The organism is Bacillus cereus group sp. Bce019 (assembly GCF_051781745.1).
In the GTDB taxonomy this organism is placed as follows: domain Bacteria; phylum Bacillota; class Bacilli; order Bacillales; family Bacillaceae_G; genus Bacillus_A; species Bacillus_A cereus.
Genome location: NZ_JBPWJX010000022.1, coordinates 1 through 21,605, shown reverse-complemented (window position 1 = coordinate 21,605; position 21,605 = coordinate 1). Strand labels below are relative to the sequence as shown.

Sequence of the window (21,605 nt, the reverse complement as noted above, 5' to 3'; positions counted from 1 at the left end):
AAAACCGCTATTAGCGGTTTTTCTTTTTCTTTATGTACAACCATACAACACATGTAACAACGGCTGAAATTAATAAAATCCATATTCCATAATGATGTAAACTATACTCAACGAAGCGCCACTTCTCGCCTAACTTCCAGCCAAGCCCAATAAAAACACTTATCCAAATGAGCGCACCACCGTAAGCGTACAAACAAAAACGCCAAAGTGTCAAATTTGATACCCCAGCAAAATATGCTGTTAAATGACGTACGCCCGGTATAAAATAACCAATCATTAAAAGAAATGGCCCATATTTTTCAAATAAAATATGTGTTTTTTCAATGTGATGTTCTTTAATTCTAATTTTCGGCCCATATTTCTTTAAAACAGGGAGCCCAAGTTTTAAACCTAATATGTAGCTTAACGTGATCCCTAACATCGCACCAGCCAGCCCACTTAAAAAAGCAGCAGTTCCTGACATAACTCCTTTTGAAACATTATAACCAACAAAGGTCAATAAAAACTCGTCTGGTATCGGTAATCCGACAATCCCACCAGCCAAAGCTATAACAATTCCAAAATAGCCATAATGCGCGATTAACTCGCCAATATGTTGTTCCATTCGGAAGACACATCCTATGCACGGTCGTTATTCCACATTGTACCCTTTCTATCTTTAAGGCAAACATGGTATACATATTCACTATACATTGTTTTTATAATGAACTCTACTTCTATTCTTTCCTTTAACAGAGATAAAGAAAAACTTTACTCAGTGGGAGTTTTGTTCATCCTCTACTAATTATTAACCTATGCTAATCTTGCTTTTACAGACATCCCGACTCCACATAACTCACTTACATTCACCAATTTTGAGATTAGATTCTTATTGCCCGCAAATAACCCGATAAAAAATAAAAATTCATATGCGTGTTTTTTTGTTACAATAAAGGAAAGTTACTTTTCGCAACGGTTTAACTCTCAAGAAAAATGATATATCTAGCAAAAACATAGTTTGGTCTATATAATGCAACTTCTACCTATTAAAAGAACATACACCCTTTTACATACAACATCATTTTTCTAAATTATACAGGGGGGAACGAACATGACCATTGAAAATCAATTTATTCAAAAAGTTTACTATAAAACATTTTTAACAGAAGAAACTTCTACTCCTGCATCGGAAGTACTCGGTGAAGCATATATAAATGAATCTAAAAATGAATTCTCCAACATTTCTAATATTCGATTTGCTCAAGGTGAATTTTATTATCAAAATAAAGATTTTGAAGCAGCTATATTTAAATGGGAAAAAGTAAATAATGCTCTTGCACTTTGGGCGACAAAAAATATTGCAGATGCTTATTTTGAACTAGGATTCTTACCAAAGGCAGAAGAAATCTATCAATCTATTCAAACGGAAGATACGACTCTTACGATGGAGGTTTCCTTACAACTTCTTTCTCTTTATATCGAACAAGATCGTTTAGGACTCGCTTTTAAGACGATTAGTGAAGCTGTTGCATTCCAACCGGATTACCCAAATATTACTGCAATTGCACGTTCTTTCTATGAAAAACAAGAAGATTGGAACAACGCTATCGAACTAGCTGTTCAAGAAGGTATCCGAACACAATCTTTACACTGGTTTGATACGTTAATAAATTACATAAACAAAGGATTTACAAAAAATATTAAGCCTGAATATTTCTATGAGTCTTTAAAAGCTCTATATGCTGTTGATCAAGCTCAATTTAAAGAACTTGTTATTGCTCTTTGGAATAGCTATCAACATGAATCCTTATACCTTCCTTGGATTCAAAGTATTAATCATTTATTCTTGCATATTGAAACAGACAATAATGACGATTGGAATGAAATCTCTACTCGCTACCAAGAAACATACTTTGCATTAATTACCGGAAATCATTTTATGCATGAATTAAACGGACTTGTACCAAATTTATTAACAAATTGGTTCAGTTTAACGAAAGCAAAAGATTCTCTAGTTGTCTCTGCAGCAGTGTTAGCATGGAATGAAGTCTCACCTACAACTTTAGAATCATTACTCGTAAAAAGTGCTGGATCCTTACTTTCTAATACATCAGCTGAAGCAGATGTAAATATGGAAACAGTTTCTCATTTATTCGAAACAATCGCTGTATGGGCTGAGAAAAATGATGTAGATTTAAGTCATCAATTTACGCTACTCGTCCATGAACTATGTGATTTAAATGTCACACCAATACTAATAGCTGGAACTAGTGACCATGATAAAACATCATTTGTTAATTCAATATTGGGAGAGAACATCTTAACTGAAACTTTAACAACTCCTATTCTATTTAAAGACGCTAGTCAAACTGAAATAACAGAATTTACCGAGTTAGATATAAGAAATATCCCTAACCTTGATGAATTCCATCAAATAACGGCTACATCTGCTCAGTCAGAACTTGAGAAAAAATGTATAGAAATTAAGCTACCAAGTAGGTTTTTAAGAAAAAATAAGTTTACATTTCTTATTACACCATCTATTCAAGGACAATTGGATAAAAACAATGCATACTTTGAATACTTACAAGCAGCAGATAGCCTTGTATACGTATTAAATTCTTCTTCACCATTGCATAGTCAAGAAATTGATACGTTAATTTATTTACGTGAACAAGTACCAAACTTACAAATTCACTTCGTATCACACACAAATAATACGACTACTGATGAAAAACTAATTAGTAAACTTAAAGTACATTTTCCAGATGCACAATTCTTCCCATACTCTCCTTCGCAAGAGAGTAGCCAGCAACTTGGAGATGTAACAGAATCTATTCTTTCTAATCTTGCAAAACGCGATATAGAAAAAGAACGTATAGAAAAGCTAATATGGTTTACGCAAAAGACAATTGCTTATCTCATAAATGAACGTGTGGAATTAGAAAATACATTAGTAAAATCCGTACGCTGGAATAAACACATCTCAGTGAAACTTACTGGATTTATTAATAACCTTACTGCTCTTGAAAAAGATAAAATTCGTTCTATTACCGAATCCTATCTTTTAACGAAAGAAGAAATTACACGAGATATACATTCTCAAATTCCTGAATTATTACAGAGCTGCTCTGATCTTGTTCAAGAAGATAGTGATTTCAAATTAGTTCATGAAGAATTAAATGCTGCAATGAATGAACGAGTTCAAAAGCATGTACAACAGGTACTTCTTCCTAAATTTACTGGGTCTATTCAAGAATGGATTGAAACAGCACATAATGAATTTATTCAAGCTCAAGCTTATTTAGATGAAATGAGTGAAACGTTTAATAAATTATATAAAGAAGAACGTATGAAACTTCCTTGCGATTTCAAATTATTAGATGATTGGAATCGAGATGTTGTACGAATGACAAATCGAATTACAGTAACGAACATCAATATTTTATTACGCTTTACACCGACACAGTTTTTCTTAAAAAGTGCCGGAAAATTATTTGGTAATATGCAAAAAAACCAATCTATGCTCGCCAACAAATATAAACAATATATTGAAACAGAAGACTATACAGAAATTGCTCACACAATTTCAAAACAATTCTTCCTTCAATTTGAAGTATTTGAAGGTGCATTAGAACGTGATATCATGATGTTCTTCAAAGATCCACTTAATATATTGAAACAAAATGTAGATGCAGCTCAACTTGAGATAAAGGAAGACGAGCAAACATTAGCAACGCTAAGAAGCAATCCAGAAACATATCATGATCCTTTAGCGCTATTTAAACTACAATTGCTACAACATAAATTTGTTTTAAGTACTACAAAGAAACATGAAGATATGTTTGTATCTAACGAATCTCCTACTGTTTAACAAAAAAACCAAGCAAACTAAAATTTGCTTGGTTTTTTACTTTATTATTTTCATATGTTCAAACGGATAATAAATGCCTGCTAACTTACCTAACACATCTTCTCTATCAATAAAACCTAAACCATTTCTACTATCTTTACTTATTAAGCGATTATCTCCCATAACAAAAATCTTATTTTTAGGAACTGTAATCGGTCCAAAGTCCTCTGTTAAATTCATAAGTTTTTTTTCTGCTTGTTTTTTATTACTATCCAAATACTCTTCATCTTTCACTTCAGAATTTACATATAATTGATCATTTCTCATCTCAATTATATCTCCAGGTAATCCAATCACTCTTTTGACATAAAAATTATCTGTTTTCATAACAATAATATCTTCTCTCCCATAGCTTTCAAATTGTTTTGCTAGCTTATTAACAATCACCTTATCTCCATCTTGCAACGTCGGCCTCATGGATGCTCCTTTTACAGTCGTCGGAAAAAACACAAAAATTTTCGCCAAAAACACCAATAAACATGCAATTGCAATAGTTCCAAAGAATTCACGCCAACGTTTTTTCTTTTGCATCATTTCACCATCTCATCATCTTTTACTTTTATTATAAATAATACCACTGATGATTTTCTACAAAATTCCGAATTATAAAATTAGAATATTAGAAATTTCAAAATATAAATACTGATCAAATTTACAAGCAAAAAAGATACTCTCAAAATAGTCTATCCACTATTTTTGAGAGTATCTTTTTATAATCCCACATATACAATACACATTTGAGCAGCTACATATGTAAACCAAATCCAAAGTGGCTCATACTTCAATTTACGTCCTCCGATATCTGTCACGCCAATAATAAAATCAGAAATCACAAATAGTAAACCACCAAACGCTGGTATCCACCATATTCCTGTATTTTCATAATATAAGGCGAATGCAAAGCAAGCCATTCCTCCAACCCACAATCCGTAAATTAGAGCTCCTATCGTAAACAATTTATCCTGTTTATCATTTCGGATAAAGAAGAACCATCCTACAATTAGAAAGAGCCCATATACGAGTAAGCCAATCCAAAAACCATTCCACGAGATTCCTGTTTGCAAAAATGCTTTTACATAAAAACAATGTGCAAGAGCGAAAGTAACCATCCCTCCAATTAACCTGTGACCAATTGGAATCAGCCCAGCCATAAACAAATCTCCCACAGTCGATAAAGTCATACCAAGTGCAACCCACGTACTATACTCTACAGATGGATCTTGTAACCATATGCAAATTGCACTACCTGTTAAAGAAAAACTAAGAATAAGACGGATTGCTAAAGGTAACGGCATATTATCTTTCGTTCTTTTTGTCTGCCGCATTGCATAAATTGCACCAATTAAAAAAAGAAGTATTTGCCCAATTAACACCACGTAAAGTAGATTCATAACATGTTCTCCTCAATAAATGCTTTTTGTATCTTTTTTCGTTACACTTAGTCTATTATCCTTTTTCTATGAAAAAAAGAAGAACAGTACTGTTCTTCCATTGTAATCGCTTTTCTGCTCTCTATGCTACTTGTTTTTCTTGCTCCATTTTTTGCTTAGCTGGCGTTCGATTTACCACAATAATTCCCGCGGCTACACATGCTAAACCGAATAGCACAAATGAATGAATTGCTTCACCTAAAATCATGCTCGATAATAACACACCAAATACGGGTATAAAGAACATATACATAGATACTTTTCCAACCTTGTTGTACTTCATAATTGTATTCCAAATGCAAAAACCAGCTGCAGATAAGAAAGATAAATAAATCAGCATAAGTAGTGCATGTAGACTAAATGTAAATGGCATGACTCCAACTTGTAAAGCCCCTATACATAATAATCCTATAGAACCAAACATCATTTGGTATGCTGTCATATAGCCAACATCTAATGTTTTACTACCTTCTTTTGCTAATATGTTTCCATATGAATACAGCATTGCTGCACTAAGAAGTAATAAGCTTCCGATTCCAAAATGAAATGATAAGCTACCATCACTCGGCACATTTACTAAAATGACGCCACAAAAACCAATCGATACCCCAATTATTTTTCTTATATTGAGAGCATCATCTTTATATAAAAAATGGGCGAGTAAAATTTGAAAGAATGATGATGTCCCTGAAATGATAGCTCCTTCAATTCCTGAACTATAACTCATTCCAATGTAAAAACAGATATATTGAAGAAACGTTTGGAATAAACCAATTTGTATTAACTGTTTCCCCGTTCCTTTTTTGAAGCTCATATCTTTTCCTAACACTTTAAAGAATAATAAGAGCATGACTCCAGATAACAAGAAACGATAACCGGCAAATAATATTTGTTCTCCAACTTCTTGTGGTTGAATTCCAAGTTCAGCATAACTTAACTTAATAAAAGGAAATGCGCTTCCCCATAAAAAAGTTGCTACTATTGCAGCAATAAATACGCCAATCGGATGGGTAAAAAATTTCTCTGTCTTCACTTGTTGTCTTCCTTTCCGACCTTTTTATGAACAATATTCATATATACCAAAGGAATTGCGAAAACACAAGTTTTCCGTTTATACTTGAAACAAAACCGTACCATCTCATAAAAACATATGATATACTATAGAATAATTACAACATAATAACTATTAAAAACAGATTCAACAGAAATGCTGCTATCCATTATGGATGGCAGCTTTCGTCGTTTTATAGGGGTTTCGATTTTGATTATTTTTCTCAATAAGAATTCGGAAGGAGCGAGTAGTAATGAACTCAGAAGTAAAAACGTTACACGCAAAAGAAACAATTTCTCATCCCTCTTTATGGGACGCATTAAAAAAACATTATGAACTTGTATTTGCAGTGGCATCTGGTATTTTTATTTTAGCTGGCTGGCTATTCACAAAGAACGATGCAATAAATGTAGGTATTACTTGCTATATCCTTGCTTATATAGTTGGTGGATATGCAAAAGCTAAAGAAGGCATTGAAGATACGATTGAAGAAAAAGAGCTAAATGTTGAAATGCTAATGCTCTTTGCAGCTATCGGTGCTGCAATTATTGGCTACTGGGCAGAAGGGGCTATTTTAATCTTCATCTTTGCGCTCAGCGGTGCTATGGAATCTTATACATTAAGTAAGAGCCAAAAAGAAATTTCCGCTCTTCTTGACTTACAACCCGAAGAAGCATTACGCATTTCCAACGGAACAGAGGAACGTATTCCTGTTGGAGAGTTACAAATTAACGACATTATTTTAATTAAACCAGGTGAACGTGTTCCTGCTGACGGTACGATTCATAACGGTGAAACAAATATCGACGAAGCAGCAATCACGGGAGAACCTATTCCAAATGAGAAAAGATATGGCGATGAAGTATTTGCAGGTACTGTAAATTTACGTGGTGCTATCGAAGTTAAAATTACGAAGCCGAGCGATCAAACATTATTCCAAAAGATTATCCGTCTCGTCCAAAGTGCACAAAGTGAAAAATCACCATCACAACTATTCATCGAAAAGTTTGAAGGAACATACGTAAAAGGTGTACTACTCGTTGTTGCGCTTATGATGTTCGTTCCTCATTTCTTACTTGACTGGAGCTGGAATGAAACGTTTTATCGCGCTATGATCTTACTTGTAGTCGCATCTCCTTGTGCACTCGTTGCTGCCATTACACCAGCGACGTTATCAGCCATTTCTAACGGAGCAAGAAATGGGATTCTCTTTAAAGGTGGCATACATTTAGAACGTCTCGCTTCAGTAAAAGCAATCGCCTTTGATAAAACAGGTACATTAACGGAAGGTAAACCTACCGTAACAGATGTATATGTTCGAGAAAATATGACAGAAAAAGAAGTACTTTCTATTACAGCATCAATTGAAAGTCACTCTACACATCCTTTGGCTGAATCTATTGTTAAATATGCACAACATGCGTACGACATTACATTAAAAAAACCAGAAAAGGTTGAAGATGTAACTGGTTTTGGGATAAAAGGAATATTCGAAAACAACGCTTATAAAATAGGTAAAGCTGATTTTATCGGTGAAGAAACAAAAACATTTCATAATGGTATTTCTGCCTCACTTGAAAAGGAAGGTAAAACTGTCGTTTATATTAGTGATGAGGGAGGCATTCTTGGACTTATCGCTTTAAAAGATACGCTTCGCCAAGAAACAATAGCTGCTATTCGTGATTTACAAAGCATTGGTGTCGAAGCAATTATGATTACTGGAGATAATGAAGAAACGGCAAAAGCAATTGCCTCTGAAAGTAATATAAAGGAATATTACGCATCATGCTTACCAGAAACAAAAGTTGAAACGATTAAAAAGTTAAAAGAAAAATACGGTACAGTAGCAATGGTTGGAGACGGTATAAATGATGCACCTGCCCTAGCTACGGCTAGCATTGGTGTCGCAATGGGAGAAGGAACAGATGTAGCTTTAGAAACTGCAGATGTTGTACTGATGAAGAACGAACTATCTCGCCTTTCCCAAGCAATTCGTTTATCAAAACGAATGAACCGTATTGTGAAGCAAAACGTAATCTTTTCGCTAGCCGTTATTGCCATGCTAATTTGTTCAAACTTCTTGCAATTTTTAGCTCTTCCATTCGGTGTTATTGGCCATGAAGGAAGTACGATTCTTGTCATTTTGAATGGCTTACGATTACTAAAAGGAAGCAAATAAAACGGGTCCCTCATAGAGGACCCGTTTTTTTTAGTGATAGCTATTATGACCGTTCGCACTGCTACTCGTTTTATGCTTTGGATGCGAACTGCTCTTTTGTTTATTGTTATTTTTATTGTTGTGATTCTTTTTATTATTACTCATGAAATATCCCCCCTGTTCCTTATTATTATGGAACAAGAAGTCACTTTTCATTACGGGAATTATTGTCACCCGTCCTATAATGATGGAGTAAACCATTAATTTCGCCGCCAAGTAAAATTACCCATCCAGTTAAGTAAAACCATAACATTAAAATAATGATACCACCAAGACCACCATATGTATTGGCGTAATTTGCAAACTTATCTACATAATAAGCAAATGAGTACGATACCACAATCCATCCTACAGTAGCAAATAACGCCCCTGAAATAACTTCTCTTCTTTTTAACTTTCGATCTGGTGCAAATGTATATAAGAAACTAAACAAAGCAAATAGCACGAAGAAACTCGCTACTAATCGTGTAATGCTCCATACGAAAGAAAAACTATCTGATAAACCGAGTGCTTTAAACACTGCTGCTCCAATAACTTGTCCGAATACCGGAACAATTAACGCAAAGACAATCATAAAAATAATAGCTAATGTAAACACAATTGATAACGCTCTTGTTGTAATAAAAGAACGTGTTTCCTTCACGTCATAAGCGCGGTTAAAAGCATTCATAACCGCATTAACACCATTTGAGGCAAACCATAACATGGATAATAAACCAAATGATAATAAACCACCATTTTGCTGGTTTACAACTTTATCTACATTTACCTCAATTAAGTTCATTGCATCATCTGGTACATAAATCTCTAATAAACTAAGCACATCCTCTGTTTGAATGGGAATAAATCCAAGAAGCGTAATTAAGAAAACGAGCCCAGGAAAAATTGCAAGCAAGAAGAAATAAGCGAGCTGTGCTGCCAAGCCCGCTACATCATCGCGCATCGTCCGGTCATATAAATCTTTACCAAACGAATAAGTACGATTTCTTCTCACCTTTTCTAAAATTTTTCTCATATATGTTTAAACGCTTTTCTTCTCTTCTTTATCTTGCTTTAACTCAATGTACGCTTCAGTTTTTTTTTCCACTGCATTTGAGTCTTTCATAAATAATTCACGCGCTTCTTTCATACCACCATCTTCAGCAACTATTGGCTCTTCTTCTACTTTCAACTCATCTACCTTTGGAGATACAGCTTGAATTTCAATCGTTTCTGGCTTTTCTTCTGGCTCAACTTTTTTCTTACTAAAAATTTCTTTCGTTTCTTTTAACGTCTCTACAACAGATGGCGTTAATTTTTTAATTTCTGCTACTTTCGCTTTTACCACATTGAAATCAGCAAGTTCGCGTCCTTTATCTGTAACAGTTTGCACTTTTTCTTTGATCTTTGCATTTTCACCAATTTCAATCATCTTTGTTTTTGCTTTTTCTGCTGTATTTTTTACTTTTTCGCGGTTTTCTTTCTTTAACATGGATACAGCTACACCTGCAGCTACACCAATCGCAATGTTTCGAGCAATATTATTTTTCTTTGCCATATTCCTTCACCCTTTCATTTCTTATGTTAGAAAGTATTTCTTTCTAAGCTTCCTCATATTCCTTGTTCATTTCGAATGAAAGCTAATAGCTTTGCACACCCTTCTGTTACAAGGTCATATACTTCTTGGAAATTCCCTGTATAGTAAGGGTCAGGAACGTCTGTCCAGCCACCGTCTGGAACAAAGTCGGACAGCCTACCAATATAGCCTCCAGTTTTACCTAAACTTTTTAAATCTGCTATATTCTTGTTGTCCATGGCAATAATATAATCAAACTTTGTTAAGTCTTCTTTTTCTACTTGCCTTGCTTTAATTCCTTCAAAAGTGACTGCATTTTCTTTTAAAATTTTTTGTGTTCCTTTATGTGGCGGATGGCCAACGTGCCAATCTCCAGTTCCTGCAGAATCAATGACAATTTTCTCTTCAAGTCCCTCTTTTACGACAAGATTTCGAAAAATCGCTTCTGCCATCGGAGAACGGCAAATGTTCCCAAGACAAACAAACAATACTTGAACCATATTTTTGTTTCTTCCCTTCTTGGTGCATTTCTTAATATATACTTATAGTATAAACAACCAATTATTAAATATAAAGGAAATCCCTACTAATTTAATGGGATTGAAAAGATTCATTAACGAAAATGATAAAAAATGTTAAGATAGCCTTATGTTATTTTAAAGGGGGACACTTCGGTGGATTTATCCGTAAAGTCAGAAGAAAACGTTGAATATATGGTCGAAGCTATTAAAGAAAAATTACGTATGGTTAATGCTGGAGCGATGAGAGCTGCTAGTTTTAACGAAGAAATGTACGAAGATTTACGTGACATTTATGATCATGTTATGAAACGTGAAACATTCAGCATTAGTGAAATGCAAGCCATTACAGAAGAATTAGGTACATTAATTAAAAAGTAAAAAAGCCTCTCTTATATGAGGCTCTTTTTTACTTCCAACAAATTCATGACAACTCTTCTCTTTTCCTCAACCAACTGTAAAATATTGTACAATAGAAGTAGAACCTCACCTTAGATTTTTTCTCCATACATACTACTCACAAATAATAGCAACACTACCATTGCTAACTGTTTTTACTGGAGGTGCTTACTTATGAGCAATTGGTACAGTAAGACGAAAGATCAAACATTGATTGACCTAGAAACAAACGAACAACACGGTTTAACAGATGCGATTGTAAGTGAACGTTTAAAGCAATACGGTTCTAATGAATTAGCTACAAAACAAAAACGTACTTTATGGCAGCGTATTTTCGCCCAAATTAATGACGTCCTCGTATATGTCCTTATTATTGCTGCCCTTATTTCTGCCTTTGTAGGTGAATGGGCGGATGCCAGTATTATCGCGCTTGTTGTAGTTTTAAATGCTGTTATCGGTGTTGTCCAAGAATCGAAAGCAGAACAAGCTTTAGAGGCATTGAAAAAGATGGCAACACCTAAAGCTATCGTCAAGAGAAACGGTGAACTAAAAGAAATTCCATCTGAGCACGTCGTTCCAGGGGATATCGTTATGCTCGACGCCGGACGATATATCCCATGCGATTTACGCCTTATTGAAACCGCAAATTTAAAAGTTGAAGAATCTGCTCTAACTGGTGAATCTGTCCCTGTTGATAAAGATGCAATCTACCACCCTTCTATGCGAAGTGATGAGCAAGTACCACTCGGCGATCAAAAAAACATGGCCTTTATGTCTACTCTTGTCACATATGGAAGAGGCGTCGGTGTTGCTGTTGAAACTGGAATGAACTCACAAATTGGTAAGATTGCTACCCTTTTACATGAAGCAGACGATGATATGACACCACTTCAAAAAAGCTTAGCACAAGTCGGAAAATATTTAGGCTTTGTTGCTGTAGCTATTTGTATCGTTATGTTTCTCATCGGTTTTTTACAAGGCCGGGATACGTTAGAAATGTTTATGACTGCTATTAGTTTAGCTGTCGCAGCTATTCCAGAAGGCTTGCCAGCTATCGTTTCCATCGTTCTTGCAATTGGTGTGCAACGTATGATTAAACAAAACGTTATCATTCGGAAACTACCAGCTGTTGAAGCCCTCGGTTCTGTCACAATTATTTGTTCAGATAAAACAGGTACGTTAACGCAAAATAAAATGACCGTTACTCACTTTTATAGTGATAACACATACGATCGCTTAGAAAGTTTAAATGTAAATAATGATGCGCAACGTCTATTGTTAGAAAATATGGTGCTATGTAATGATGCGTCTTACAATAACGAATCACAAACGGGAGACCCGACTGAAATTGCACTTCTCGTTGCTGGAACCACTTTTAACATGCAAAAAGATCATTTAGAAAAAATACATGAACGTGTTAACGAAGTACCTTTTGATTCAGATCGTAAAATGATGTCAACCGTACATATGTACAATGAAAGTTACTATAGCATGACGAAAGGCGCTATTGATAAGCTCTTACCTCGATGTACTCATATTTTTAAAAACGGCAAAATCGAGATTTTAACTGATTCTGATAAAAATCAAATATTAGAAGCTGCCGGATCAATGTCTCAAGAAGCTTTAAGAGTACTTTCATTTGCATTTAAACAATACGATTCAAACGATGTGGATATAAATCATCTTGAAGAAAATCTTATCTTTATTGGTCTTGTCGGTATGATTGATCCACCACGAACTGAAGTGAAAGATTCAATTAAAGAATGTAAAAAAGCCGGTATTCGCACAGTTATGATTACTGGTGACCATAAAGATACCGCCTTTGCAATTGCCAAAGAACTTGGCATTGCTGAAGAAATATCGGAAATTATGATTGGAACTGAATTAGATAACGTTTCTGATACAGAACTAGCTAGCAAAATTAATCATTTAAATGTATTCGCTAGAGTCTCTCCTGAGCATAAAGTGAAAATTGTAAAGGCATTACGCGCGAAAGGAAATATCGTTTCTATGACTGGTGACGGTGTCAATGATGCACCATCTTTAAAGCAAGCTGATGTTGGCGTAGCGATGGGCATTACAGGAACAGACGTTGCAAAAGGGGCAGCAGATGTCGTGTTAACAGATGATAATTTCTCATCTATCGTGAAAGCCGTTGAAGAAGGTAGAAATATTTATCGCAACATAAAAAAATCAATTCTCTTCCTACTCTCTTGTAACTTCGGAGAAATTATCGCTTTATTTTTAGCCATTTTACTCGGCTGGGCAACACCACTACGACCTATTCACATTTTGTGGGTGAATTTAATTACAGATACACTGCCTGCATTATCACTTGGGGTTGATCCTGAAGACCCAGATGTGATGAAGGAAAAACCACGACATGCAAAAGAAAGCTTATTTAGCGGCAGCGTTCCTTTCCTGATTTTCAATGGAGTTATCATTGGACTTTTAACGCTAATAGCTTTTATCGCCGGAGCAAAATTCTATACTGGAGATACAAATTTATTCCCTCTTTTCCCAGAGCGAATTGATGACGATGCTCTATTACATGCTCAAACGATGGCATTTGTCGTTCTTAGTTTTTCTCAGCTCGTTCATTCATTTAACTTGCGTTCAAGAACGAAATCGATTTTTTCAATTGGGATCTTTACAAATAAATATTTAGTCTTCTCCCTCCTTATCGGTGTTCTTATGCAAGTTTGTATCATCTCCATCCCGCCCCTTGCAAATATATTCGGTGTACATGCATTAACGATGCGAGATTGGGGATTTGTTCTCTTATTAAGTATCATTCCGCTTGTTGTGAATGAAATCATTAAATTAGTGAAGAAAAACTAAAAGGCAATGAGGAATATTCCTCATTGCCTTTTCATTTATCCTGCTATTTTCCGTGCATTAAAACTCCCACCTCAAAATTCAGTTTGAGCAAAGAAGTTAGGTGATGGATTAACTGCCCATAAATGTCCAATTGGTGAAGGCTAATAATCGGTGGTGATGAACAAAACCCCACTGATTAAAGTTTCACTTTATCCTTGTAATTCTTTTTTGATATTCTCTGTTAATGTAGCCATACGCTTGCGACTTTCTTCACGCTCACGTTTATTTTGTTCTTCAATTTGTTGTGTTTCTTGCATACCTCTTGAAATAATGTTCCAAGTTTCCTCAAGTGTTTCCATCTTAATACTAGAAGAACCTGATAATCTCGCTACTTCTACACTTTGCGTTGCGATATTTTGTGCATTTTTCTTAAGTAATTCATTTGTACGGCGATCCAGTTCAGCCATAGAATCTGCAACAAGCTTTTGGCGCTTGGCATTTACCGCTTGAATGATACCATTTTTAAAGATAGGAATCGTTGTAATAAATGCTGTATTGATTTTACCAATTAATTTATTATTACCACGTTGAATCATACGAATTTGTGGTGCTGTAAGTAACGCAACCATACGTGCTTTTTCTAAATCGTCAATACGCTGTTCTAAAATTTCAACAGAGTTTTTAAGCGACTCTAATTCAATACCTGCTAATTGATCATTATTACGTACACGCTCTTCATACATCGGAACTAACTCTGTATTTAAACGCTCTAATAACATTTCTCCTGCTACTACGTACTTCTCTAAGTCTAAATAATATTTTAAGTTTTGCTCATACAAGCCATCTAACGTACCAATTGATTTTTTCATCTCATCTTGGTACTTCGTAATTTCCACATAAACTTTATCAATTTCGCGGCCCATCGTTTGATATTTACTAAAGATTTGTTCTATCATTTTATCCGCTTTTTTGAACATACGTGAGAAGAAACCACTTTTTTCTTCCGCAAAGTCTTTACTATCAAATCGGTCCATAATTTTACCAAGCTGTTTTAATAATTCACCAGAATCTTCTATCTTTGATAATGACATTGTATGTAAAATTTGATCAGCAAAACGTGAAATTTCCATAGAAGGTTCTTTTCCAAGTTCAATTAATTCTAATTGATCTTTAATATCTACCGCATTATAAATACGTTGTACATCCGCATCTTGTCTAAGTTGTAAGCGAACATCTTGTGCTGTTTGTTCATTTAATTCTGTTTTCGGATCTAGTACGACTGGGTTATTCATATGGTATTCTCCCTTTCCTTATAAAAATGGACGAAATAGTCCTTTTATTGTTTGTGATAAATTTTTATAGGCTGATGAACCATGAAACTCAAGATCGAAATTAACCTCTTCAAGCCAATGTAAATCAAATGCCCCCGCTTCAATATACGGTTCAATATCGTTTCTTCCCGTTGGATTGAAATGGAATACATCTACTCCAATTTGATTCAAAAATAGTAATAAAACAGCGTCAGAACGAGTTAATTCTCCGCTCTTCTCATTATTAAATATAACAATTTTCGGTACATCTTGTGAATAATCAAATTTCTCAAGCTGTTCTAAAATATTCGGTGGTATTTGAGAAAGTTGTGCGAAAACATATAGCGCTACATCTTGTTTCGTCTCTTTCGCAATTGGTTTGCACATTTCACTTTCGCACGTATGGATAATCGCCTCTGCAATCCCATGCTGTAAACCTTCCGGTAAACGCTTATGCGGCCACCAATGGCTATTCATAATTAGATCAGGATGCAATTTTCCAGCTCGGTCCAATGCATCTCGATAATGATATTGGAAGTTTGCTTTTTGCTCTTTCGTAAATGGGAATGTATTAATTAGTAAACTGTTATCAAATGATGTAACAGCCTTTAATCGTTGAAAATATTCTTTATCATTCTTTGAAACGCCTGATATTTTCGCAAATAAAGAAGGAATATAAATATGTTTATTTTCAACAAAGAATGTTGGGCGTACAAATGCCTTTTCTTTCGTAATTAAAAAGAGTTCATCATATGTCGTTTTTAACGTACGTGCTACAGGTGTATAGGAACGGAATTGCCACGGCTTGTACAGCAGTGAATTATCGTGGTGAAGTACTTGTTCAATTTCTTTCGAAGCTTGATACGCTACTGTTGCAACACGCTCACGGCGACGATCAGGGAATGGTTCAAGCGAAATGCGACTTGAATGAGATACAACAAAAGTTCTTCCCTCTTCATCAATATTTTCAAATCCATCTTTTCCTTCTGGGTGATAATAAAGCACATCACAACCGAGCATAATAAGAAAGTATAAGAAATATATACGGCTTTCCTGTGCATCACCGTACCAAATGATACGCGGCATTTGTTTCTTATAATTAATCGTAGAGAACCACTTCGCTACGTAATTTTCGCTTAGTTTAATTATGTCGATTAAGAAACGACGGAAGCCTTCTGTCTTTAACGACTGATTATGTTGCTTCTCATATAATTTCAATAGTGAAATAAACGTCGTATGTATGTAATGCTGTAAATCAGGATTGTCTACTTTCGGTAAAAGTTGTTTCCCAGATAAGTGTGCAACTAGCCTATTTACTGTCAGACCATTTGGTGCTTCTTGATGTAATCCGAACACTTCTTGAATATGACGAAGCTTTTCCGAATCAATCACTTTGTTTAAATTTTGTTCGTGTAAAACTTCGATTCCTTTCGCTTCACTATAATCAAACAGTTCATTAAAATATTCATCTACATCATTAGGAACACCAAGGATTCGACATGCTATATAACTAAATTTCATCTCATTCTCTGTCAGCTCATATTGTGGGCGTTTTTCTAAAAGCGTTTCAAATTGCTTTAAATCTGATTCATCTTTTAATGCATATGGTTGAAGTGTAAAACGTGAAAACACAACAGTTCACCTCCAAAAACATTTACGTTTTTTCTAAGTCCTTCTTCTATTATAAACTATTTTTGGTTATAAAAAATGGGCGCTCGCAAAACGAGCAAACCCATTTCAATTATTTATTGTCTTCTTTAGTAGCTGCAACTTCTTCTCTAGCTTGTCCAGAATTCTTCATGTAGTGAAGTATAAATGTTGCTCCAAATGCTACAACTAAAATAATAAAGAATAGTGTATGACTAATCTCAATCTCGATTAAAGACAGTAACATTTTTGCTGCAATAATTAAGATTAAAATGTATGCTGTCGTTTCAAGCTCTGGAATACGCTCTAACAATTTTAAGAATACACCAGCAATACCACGCATCATTAAAATACCTAGCATTCCGCCTAATAGTAAAATCCAAACTTCATTAGATACACCAAATGCAGCAAGTACGCTATCTACAGAGAATGCGATATCCATTAATTCAACCATCGCAACTGTTCCCCAGAAGACACCAAACATTCTAAAGAGAATACTATTTTGATTCATACCGTGAGCTTCGTCTTCTTCACTTGCATCTTTACGCTTATCAATAAAGTATTTTACTGATAACCAAGCAAGGTAAAGTGCACCAAGAAGTTTTACCCACCATAATTTAATTAAGAACATTCCGATTCCAATCGCAATAAAGCGGAACACATAAGCTCCAATAAGTCCATAGAATAATGCTTTTTTACGTTTTTCTTCCGGAAGATGTTTTACCATTACCGCTAACACAAGTGCGTTATCAGCAGATAATAATCCTTCAAGTACAACAAGTGTACCAATTAATCCCCAAGATACTGGATCCTGCAACACTTTAATCCACATGTCCAAGTCGAAAAACTGAGCATACGTATCAAGGATTCCTTGCAAAATACTCATCTTACCTTTATCCCCTATTCTTTGCTAGATTTATAGAAAGGTCAAAAAAAGGAAACGAATATCGTTTCCTTTCTATGCATCCAAGCCATACGCTCTTACAAGCGCACCTAAACCACCTTGGAATCCACTTCCTACTGCATTAAACTTCCACTGTCCATTATGACGGTATAATTCACAAAAGACAACTGCTGTTTCGATGGAGAAATCTTCCCCTAAATCAAAACGAAGAACTTCTTCACTCGTTTCTTCATTCGCTAAACGAACAAACGCATTTCCTACTTGCCCAAAGTTTTGACTACGGCCTTCTGCATCATAAATCGTAACTGTAATAGCAATTCTGTGCACATCTGCTGGAACTTTCTTCAAATCCACAACAAGTTGCTCATCGTCACCTTCACCTTCACCTGTACGGTTATCTCCTGTATGTAAAACAGATCCACAAGGAGACTGTAAATTATTATAGAAGATAAAATCAGTTTCCTTCGTACATTTTCCGTTTGCATCTAATAAAAAGGCAGATGCATCTAAATCGAAATCGGCTCCGCCGTCATAAGATTTAATATCCCATCCAAGACCAATTACTGCTTTTGTTAAACCAGGGCTTGTCTTACCTAAATCGATTTTCTGGCCTTTTTGTAATTGAATAACCATCTATATTCACCTCTATATTTTTATCTTTAAAAATATATCCATCAGTAAACATACATTTCACCGATGGATATATAAATCAAATCTATTACTCTACATCTAAACCAAAGTTATTACATAGAGACGCTAATCCACCTTGGAATCCACTTCCGATTGCATTGAATTTCCAATCACCTGCATGACGATATAATTCACCTACTACTACGGCTGTTTCAATAGAGAAATCTTCTCCTAAATCGTAACGAATTAATTCTGCATTCTTTTCTTCATCAAGAATACGTACGAAAGAATTAGAGACTTGTCCGAAGTTTTGGCTACGGCCTTCTCCATCATAAATTGTAATTGTGAAACAAATACGTTCGATGTGAGCAGGAACATTTTTCAAATCTACTTTAATCGCTTCGTCATCGCCTTCACCTTCACCAGTGCGGTTATCTCCTAAATGCTCTACAGCACCATTCGCACCTTTTGGATTATTATAGAAAACGAAATCTTCAGCTCCTGAAACTTTACCATTCGCGCCTACTAAGAAAATACTAACATCTAAGTCAAAATCGTTTTGTCCGTCATAACGATTCGTGTCCCAACCAAGTCCTACAAGAACTTTCGAAAGACCTGGATTCGTTTTTGTTAAGTCTACCTTTTGTCCCTTTTTCAATGAAATTGATGCCATATACAATTCCTCCTCGGTTATTTTATTGATAACGTGATACAATCTCACTTAAGTTTTTATCTTGCGTGCCTTCTCCAACTGCTGAAAACTTCCATTCACTTCCGTGACGATACATTTCACCTGCAATTAGAGTTGTTTTGCCAGCATAATTATCCGATAAATTATAGCGTGCTAATTCTTCACCAGTTTGCGGGTTTTGAATACGAATATATGCATTACGAATCATCCCGAAATCTTGACGACGATTTACACAGTCATAAATATTTACAACGAATACTAAACGATTAATACGGCTTGGAACTTTATGTAATTCTACGAAAATTGTTTCGTCATCACCAGCGCCTTCACCTGTTAAATTATCTCCTGAATGAATAATACTACCACAAGTAGAAAGTTTATTTCCGAAGTAAACTAAATCATTTTTGTTTAAAAAACGATCTCCTTCTAACATAACAACAGATGCATCACAATCTACATTTGGTTTACTTCCAAATAATGAAGACAGAAATCCACCTGATTGCCCAATTGGATCCCAGCCTAAGCCAACCTGTAGTTTTGCTACTTTTGGTTGTCCTTTCGTTAAATCGATCTTTTGACCTTTTTCTAAAATAATAGGCATGAAGTTTCTCCCTTTCTACAAAGCATTTTCCGAATCGGAAAATATTGTATTCTTCTCTTATATTGTAGCATTATTTACCTAGCGATAAAAAGGATAAATTCTCAGTTATATGAAAACATTCATATAATTTACTTATGATGATGTAAGAAGTGGTAAATAGCACCAATCATTCCTGCACAATTACCGTTTTGCGCAAGTTCAATCTCACAATTATTATAAATCTCTTGATTTAAGTATTTACTGACCTCTTCTTTTACTTCTTTTAAAAACTCATTTCCTCTATCGGTAATTCCTCCACCAATAATAATCGTTTCTGGATTAAAAATATAAGCAAGATTACTAATTCCGATTGCCAAATGTTTAAAGAAAATCCCAACTGCTTGAGCAACTTCCCGATCTCCTTTATCATACAACTCGAAAATTCTTTTCCCATTCCACTTGCCTTTGCCTTTATATTTGCTTACAAGTCGAATTAATCCTGAAATCGAAGCAACCTCTTCAAACGTTTTTCCTTCTATTAACATATTCCCCCATTCACCAGCACTAAATGAATGTCCTCGGTACAATTTTCCATCTATAAAAATTGCTCCCCCAACCCCTGTTCCAAGGGTGAGCATAATAAAGTTATCTTTCTCTCTTCCACTACCATTCCACTTTTCTCCAAACGCTGCACAATTCACATCATTGTCAATCGATACTGGAACTTTTAATATCTCTTGCAATCTATCAATAATAGGAATAGTACTATATCCCGGAATATGATCCGCACCTCCCGTCACAATTCCTTTATTAATATCAACAATTCCCGCAGTGCTAATACCGATTCCGGTAATAGTATGTTCATTCATTATTTTTTTGGATACATATATAAGTTTTTGAATAATTTGTTCTCCGCCTAAATGAATTTCTGTTGCAACTGTTTGACGCTTTAATACTCTCCCTATTTCTGAAACAATACCATACTTAATTTGCGTACCGCCAATATCAAACGCTATATACTCTTTCATCTGCTGCCACTTCCTCTACCGTTATGAATGTAAATTCTCCCCCTCTACTATTTGTAGGAAATCTACATTAACTCTTTTCTGCTTTGACAAATACACCACCTTTTTCTATATATAGTTTTTTTTGCATAAAACTCTTTTTCCTAAGAAATATTACAAAGGGATGTATTTTAGATGGAACATTAATCTCTTAGGAGGAAAACCATGACGAAAATCTTCATTTTAGCATCAACACTCTCTTTATCTTTTTTTAGCGGTTTAAATATCGGTAATGCTGCAACTGAAAACTTCCAACCATTAACAAACGCTATTGTACAAAATAGCGATCATTTTGCAGAAGGAAACTCAAAGGATAATAATATACCTCCAGGAAATAACGGTTCTCAGGACGATGCTGGTTCTGGTGACAATGGTTCTGGCGGTAACGGTTCTGGTGGCAATGGTTCCGGCGGTAACGGTTCTGGTGACAATGGTTCTGGCGGTAACGGTTCTGGTGGCAGTGGCTCTGGTGGCAATGGTTCCGGCGGTAACGGTTCTGGTGGTAGTGGCTCTGACGGCAGCGGTTCCGGTGGCAATGGTTCTGGTGGCAACGGCTCTGGCGGCAGTGGCTCTGGTGACAACGGTTCCGGCGGTAACGGTTCTGGTGGCAATGGTTCTGGCGGTAACGGTTCTGGTGGTAGTGGCTCTGACGGCAGCGGTTCCGGTGGCAATGGTTCTGGTGGCGACGGTTCTGGCGGCAGTGGCTCTGGTGACAACGGTTCTGGCGGTAATGGTTCTGGCGGTAACGGTTCTGGCGGCAATGGCTCTGGTGGCAATGGTTCTGGCGGTAACGGTTCTGGTGGTAACGGTTCTGGCGGTAATGGCTCTCAAGGCGGCAATGGCTCTCAAGGCGGCAATGGCTCTCAAGGCGGCAATGGCTCTCAAGGCGGCAATGG

The 21,605-nt window shown here is 35.6% G+C and carries 19 protein-coding genes; 5 read left to right on the top strand and 14 right to left on the bottom strand.

The window, feature by feature from the left end; all coding sequences use genetic code 11:
- Positions 1-10 precede the first annotated feature (10 nt).
- Positions 11-604 carry a DedA family protein gene (locus ACS2QP_RS22985; protein ID WP_103622108.1) on the bottom strand — a complete coding sequence of 198 codons (594 nt, stop codon included), beginning with the start codon at positions 602-604 and terminating at the stop codon, positions 11-13.
- 486 nt (positions 605-1,090) lie between these two features.
- Between ACS2QP_RS22985 and ACS2QP_RS22980 the strand changes: the two genes are divergently transcribed.
- Positions 1,091-3,853, top strand: coding sequence for a tetratricopeptide repeat protein (locus ACS2QP_RS22980; protein WP_224201491.1), 2,763 nt, complete (start codon positions 1,091-1,093; stop codon positions 3,851-3,853).
- A gap of 36 nt (positions 3,854-3,889) precedes the next feature.
- Here ACS2QP_RS22980 and lepB read toward each other — a convergent pair whose 3' ends face one another.
- From lepB to ACS2QP_RS22965, 3 genes are all read right to left on the bottom strand, one after another.
- On the bottom strand, positions 3,890-4,426 hold the full coding sequence (gene lepB, locus ACS2QP_RS22975; RefSeq protein WP_153581551.1) for a signal peptidase I: 537 nt from the start codon (positions 4,424-4,426) through the stop codon (positions 3,890-3,892).
- A 176-nt stretch (positions 4,427-4,602) separates the two neighbouring features.
- On the bottom strand, positions 4,603-5,283 hold the full coding sequence (locus tag ACS2QP_RS22970; RefSeq protein ID WP_063535582.1) for a lysoplasmalogenase: 681 nt from the start codon (positions 5,281-5,283) through the stop codon (positions 4,603-4,605).
- A gap of 121 nt (positions 5,284-5,404) precedes the next feature.
- The gene (locus tag ACS2QP_RS22965) at positions 5,405-6,355 is read right to left on the bottom strand and encodes a DMT family transporter (protein ID WP_000845695.1); all 951 of its coding nucleotides are present in this window, start codon (positions 6,353-6,355) and stop codon (positions 5,405-5,407) included.
- Between the two features lie 271 nt (positions 6,356-6,626).
- Between ACS2QP_RS22965 and ACS2QP_RS22960 the strand changes: the two genes are divergently transcribed.
- Positions 6,627-8,552, top strand: coding sequence for a heavy metal translocating P-type ATPase (locus ACS2QP_RS22960; protein ID WP_332284953.1), 1,926 nt, complete (start codon positions 6,627-6,629; stop codon positions 8,550-8,552).
- A gap of 184 nt (positions 8,553-8,736) precedes the next feature.
- Here the strand turns inward: ACS2QP_RS22960 and ACS2QP_RS22955 are convergent, their stop codons facing one another.
- The 3 genes from ACS2QP_RS22955 to ACS2QP_RS22945 are packed head-to-tail and all read right to left on the bottom strand — an operon-like array spanning position 8,737 to position 10,646.
- Positions 8,737-9,606, bottom strand: coding sequence for a YihY/virulence factor BrkB family protein (locus ACS2QP_RS22955; protein ID WP_326235369.1), 870 nt, complete (start codon positions 9,604-9,606; stop codon positions 8,737-8,739).
- Positions 9,607-9,612: 6 nt separating this feature from the next.
- Positions 9,613-10,128, bottom strand: coding sequence for a DUF4075 domain-containing protein (locus ACS2QP_RS22950; RefSeq protein WP_001085389.1), 516 nt, complete (start codon positions 10,126-10,128; stop codon positions 9,613-9,615).
- A gap of 53 nt (positions 10,129-10,181) precedes the next feature.
- On the bottom strand, positions 10,182-10,646 hold the full coding sequence (locus tag ACS2QP_RS22945; protein ID WP_000250916.1) for a low molecular weight protein-tyrosine-phosphatase: 465 nt from the start codon (positions 10,644-10,646) through the stop codon (positions 10,182-10,184).
- A gap of 174 nt (positions 10,647-10,820) precedes the next feature.
- Between ACS2QP_RS22945 and ACS2QP_RS22940 the strand changes: the two genes are divergently transcribed.
- The gene (locus ACS2QP_RS22940) at positions 10,821-11,045 is read left to right on the top strand and encodes a DUF1128 domain-containing protein (protein ID WP_000366196.1); all 225 of its coding nucleotides are present in this window, start codon (positions 10,821-10,823) and stop codon (positions 11,043-11,045) included.
- A gap of 192 nt (positions 11,046-11,237) precedes the next feature.
- Complete coding sequence (locus tag ACS2QP_RS22935) at positions 11,238-13,904, top strand: cation-translocating P-type ATPase (RefSeq protein WP_326235368.1); 2,667 nt, start codon at positions 11,238-11,240, stop codon at positions 13,902-13,904.
- Between the two features lie 188 nt (positions 13,905-14,092).
- Here the strand turns inward: ACS2QP_RS22935 and ACS2QP_RS22930 are convergent, their stop codons facing one another.
- From ACS2QP_RS22930 to ACS2QP_RS22900, 7 genes are all read right to left on the bottom strand, one after another.
- Positions 14,093-15,175, bottom strand: coding sequence for a toxic anion resistance protein (locus ACS2QP_RS22930; protein WP_001064409.1), 1,083 nt, complete (start codon positions 15,173-15,175; stop codon positions 14,093-14,095).
- 18 nt (positions 15,176-15,193) lie between these two features.
- Complete coding sequence (locus tag ACS2QP_RS22925) at positions 15,194-16,825, bottom strand: YceG family protein (RefSeq protein WP_332284957.1); 1,632 nt, start codon at positions 16,823-16,825, stop codon at positions 15,194-15,196.
- 109 nt (positions 16,826-16,934) lie between these two features.
- Complete coding sequence (locus ACS2QP_RS22920) at positions 16,935-17,726, bottom strand: TerC family protein (RefSeq protein ID WP_332284958.1); 792 nt, start codon at positions 17,724-17,726, stop codon at positions 16,935-16,937.
- 72 nt (positions 17,727-17,798) lie between these two features.
- Positions 17,799-18,377, bottom strand: coding sequence for a TerD family protein (locus tag ACS2QP_RS22915; RefSeq protein WP_000236643.1), 579 nt, complete (start codon positions 18,375-18,377; stop codon positions 17,799-17,801).
- Positions 18,378-18,462: 85 nt separating this feature from the next.
- The gene (locus tag ACS2QP_RS22910; RefSeq protein WP_000146726.1) at positions 18,463-19,047 is read right to left on the bottom strand and encodes a TerD family protein; all 585 of its coding nucleotides are present in this window, start codon (positions 19,045-19,047) and stop codon (positions 18,463-18,465) included.
- A 22-nt stretch (positions 19,048-19,069) separates the two neighbouring features.
- Entirely contained in the window at positions 19,070-19,666 is a 597-nt protein-coding gene (locus ACS2QP_RS22905; protein WP_001121586.1) for a TerD family protein, read from the bottom strand.
- 128 nt (positions 19,667-19,794) lie between these two features.
- Complete coding sequence (locus ACS2QP_RS22900; RefSeq protein WP_332284959.1) at positions 19,795-20,673, bottom strand: ROK family protein; 879 nt, start codon at positions 20,671-20,673, stop codon at positions 19,795-19,797.
- A gap of 201 nt (positions 20,674-20,874) precedes the next feature.
- Between ACS2QP_RS22900 and ACS2QP_RS22895 the strand changes: the two genes are divergently transcribed.
- A partial coding sequence (locus tag ACS2QP_RS22895) for a cell wall anchor protein (protein WP_438882893.1) occupies positions 20,875-21,605 on the top strand: 731 nt, incomplete at its 3' end.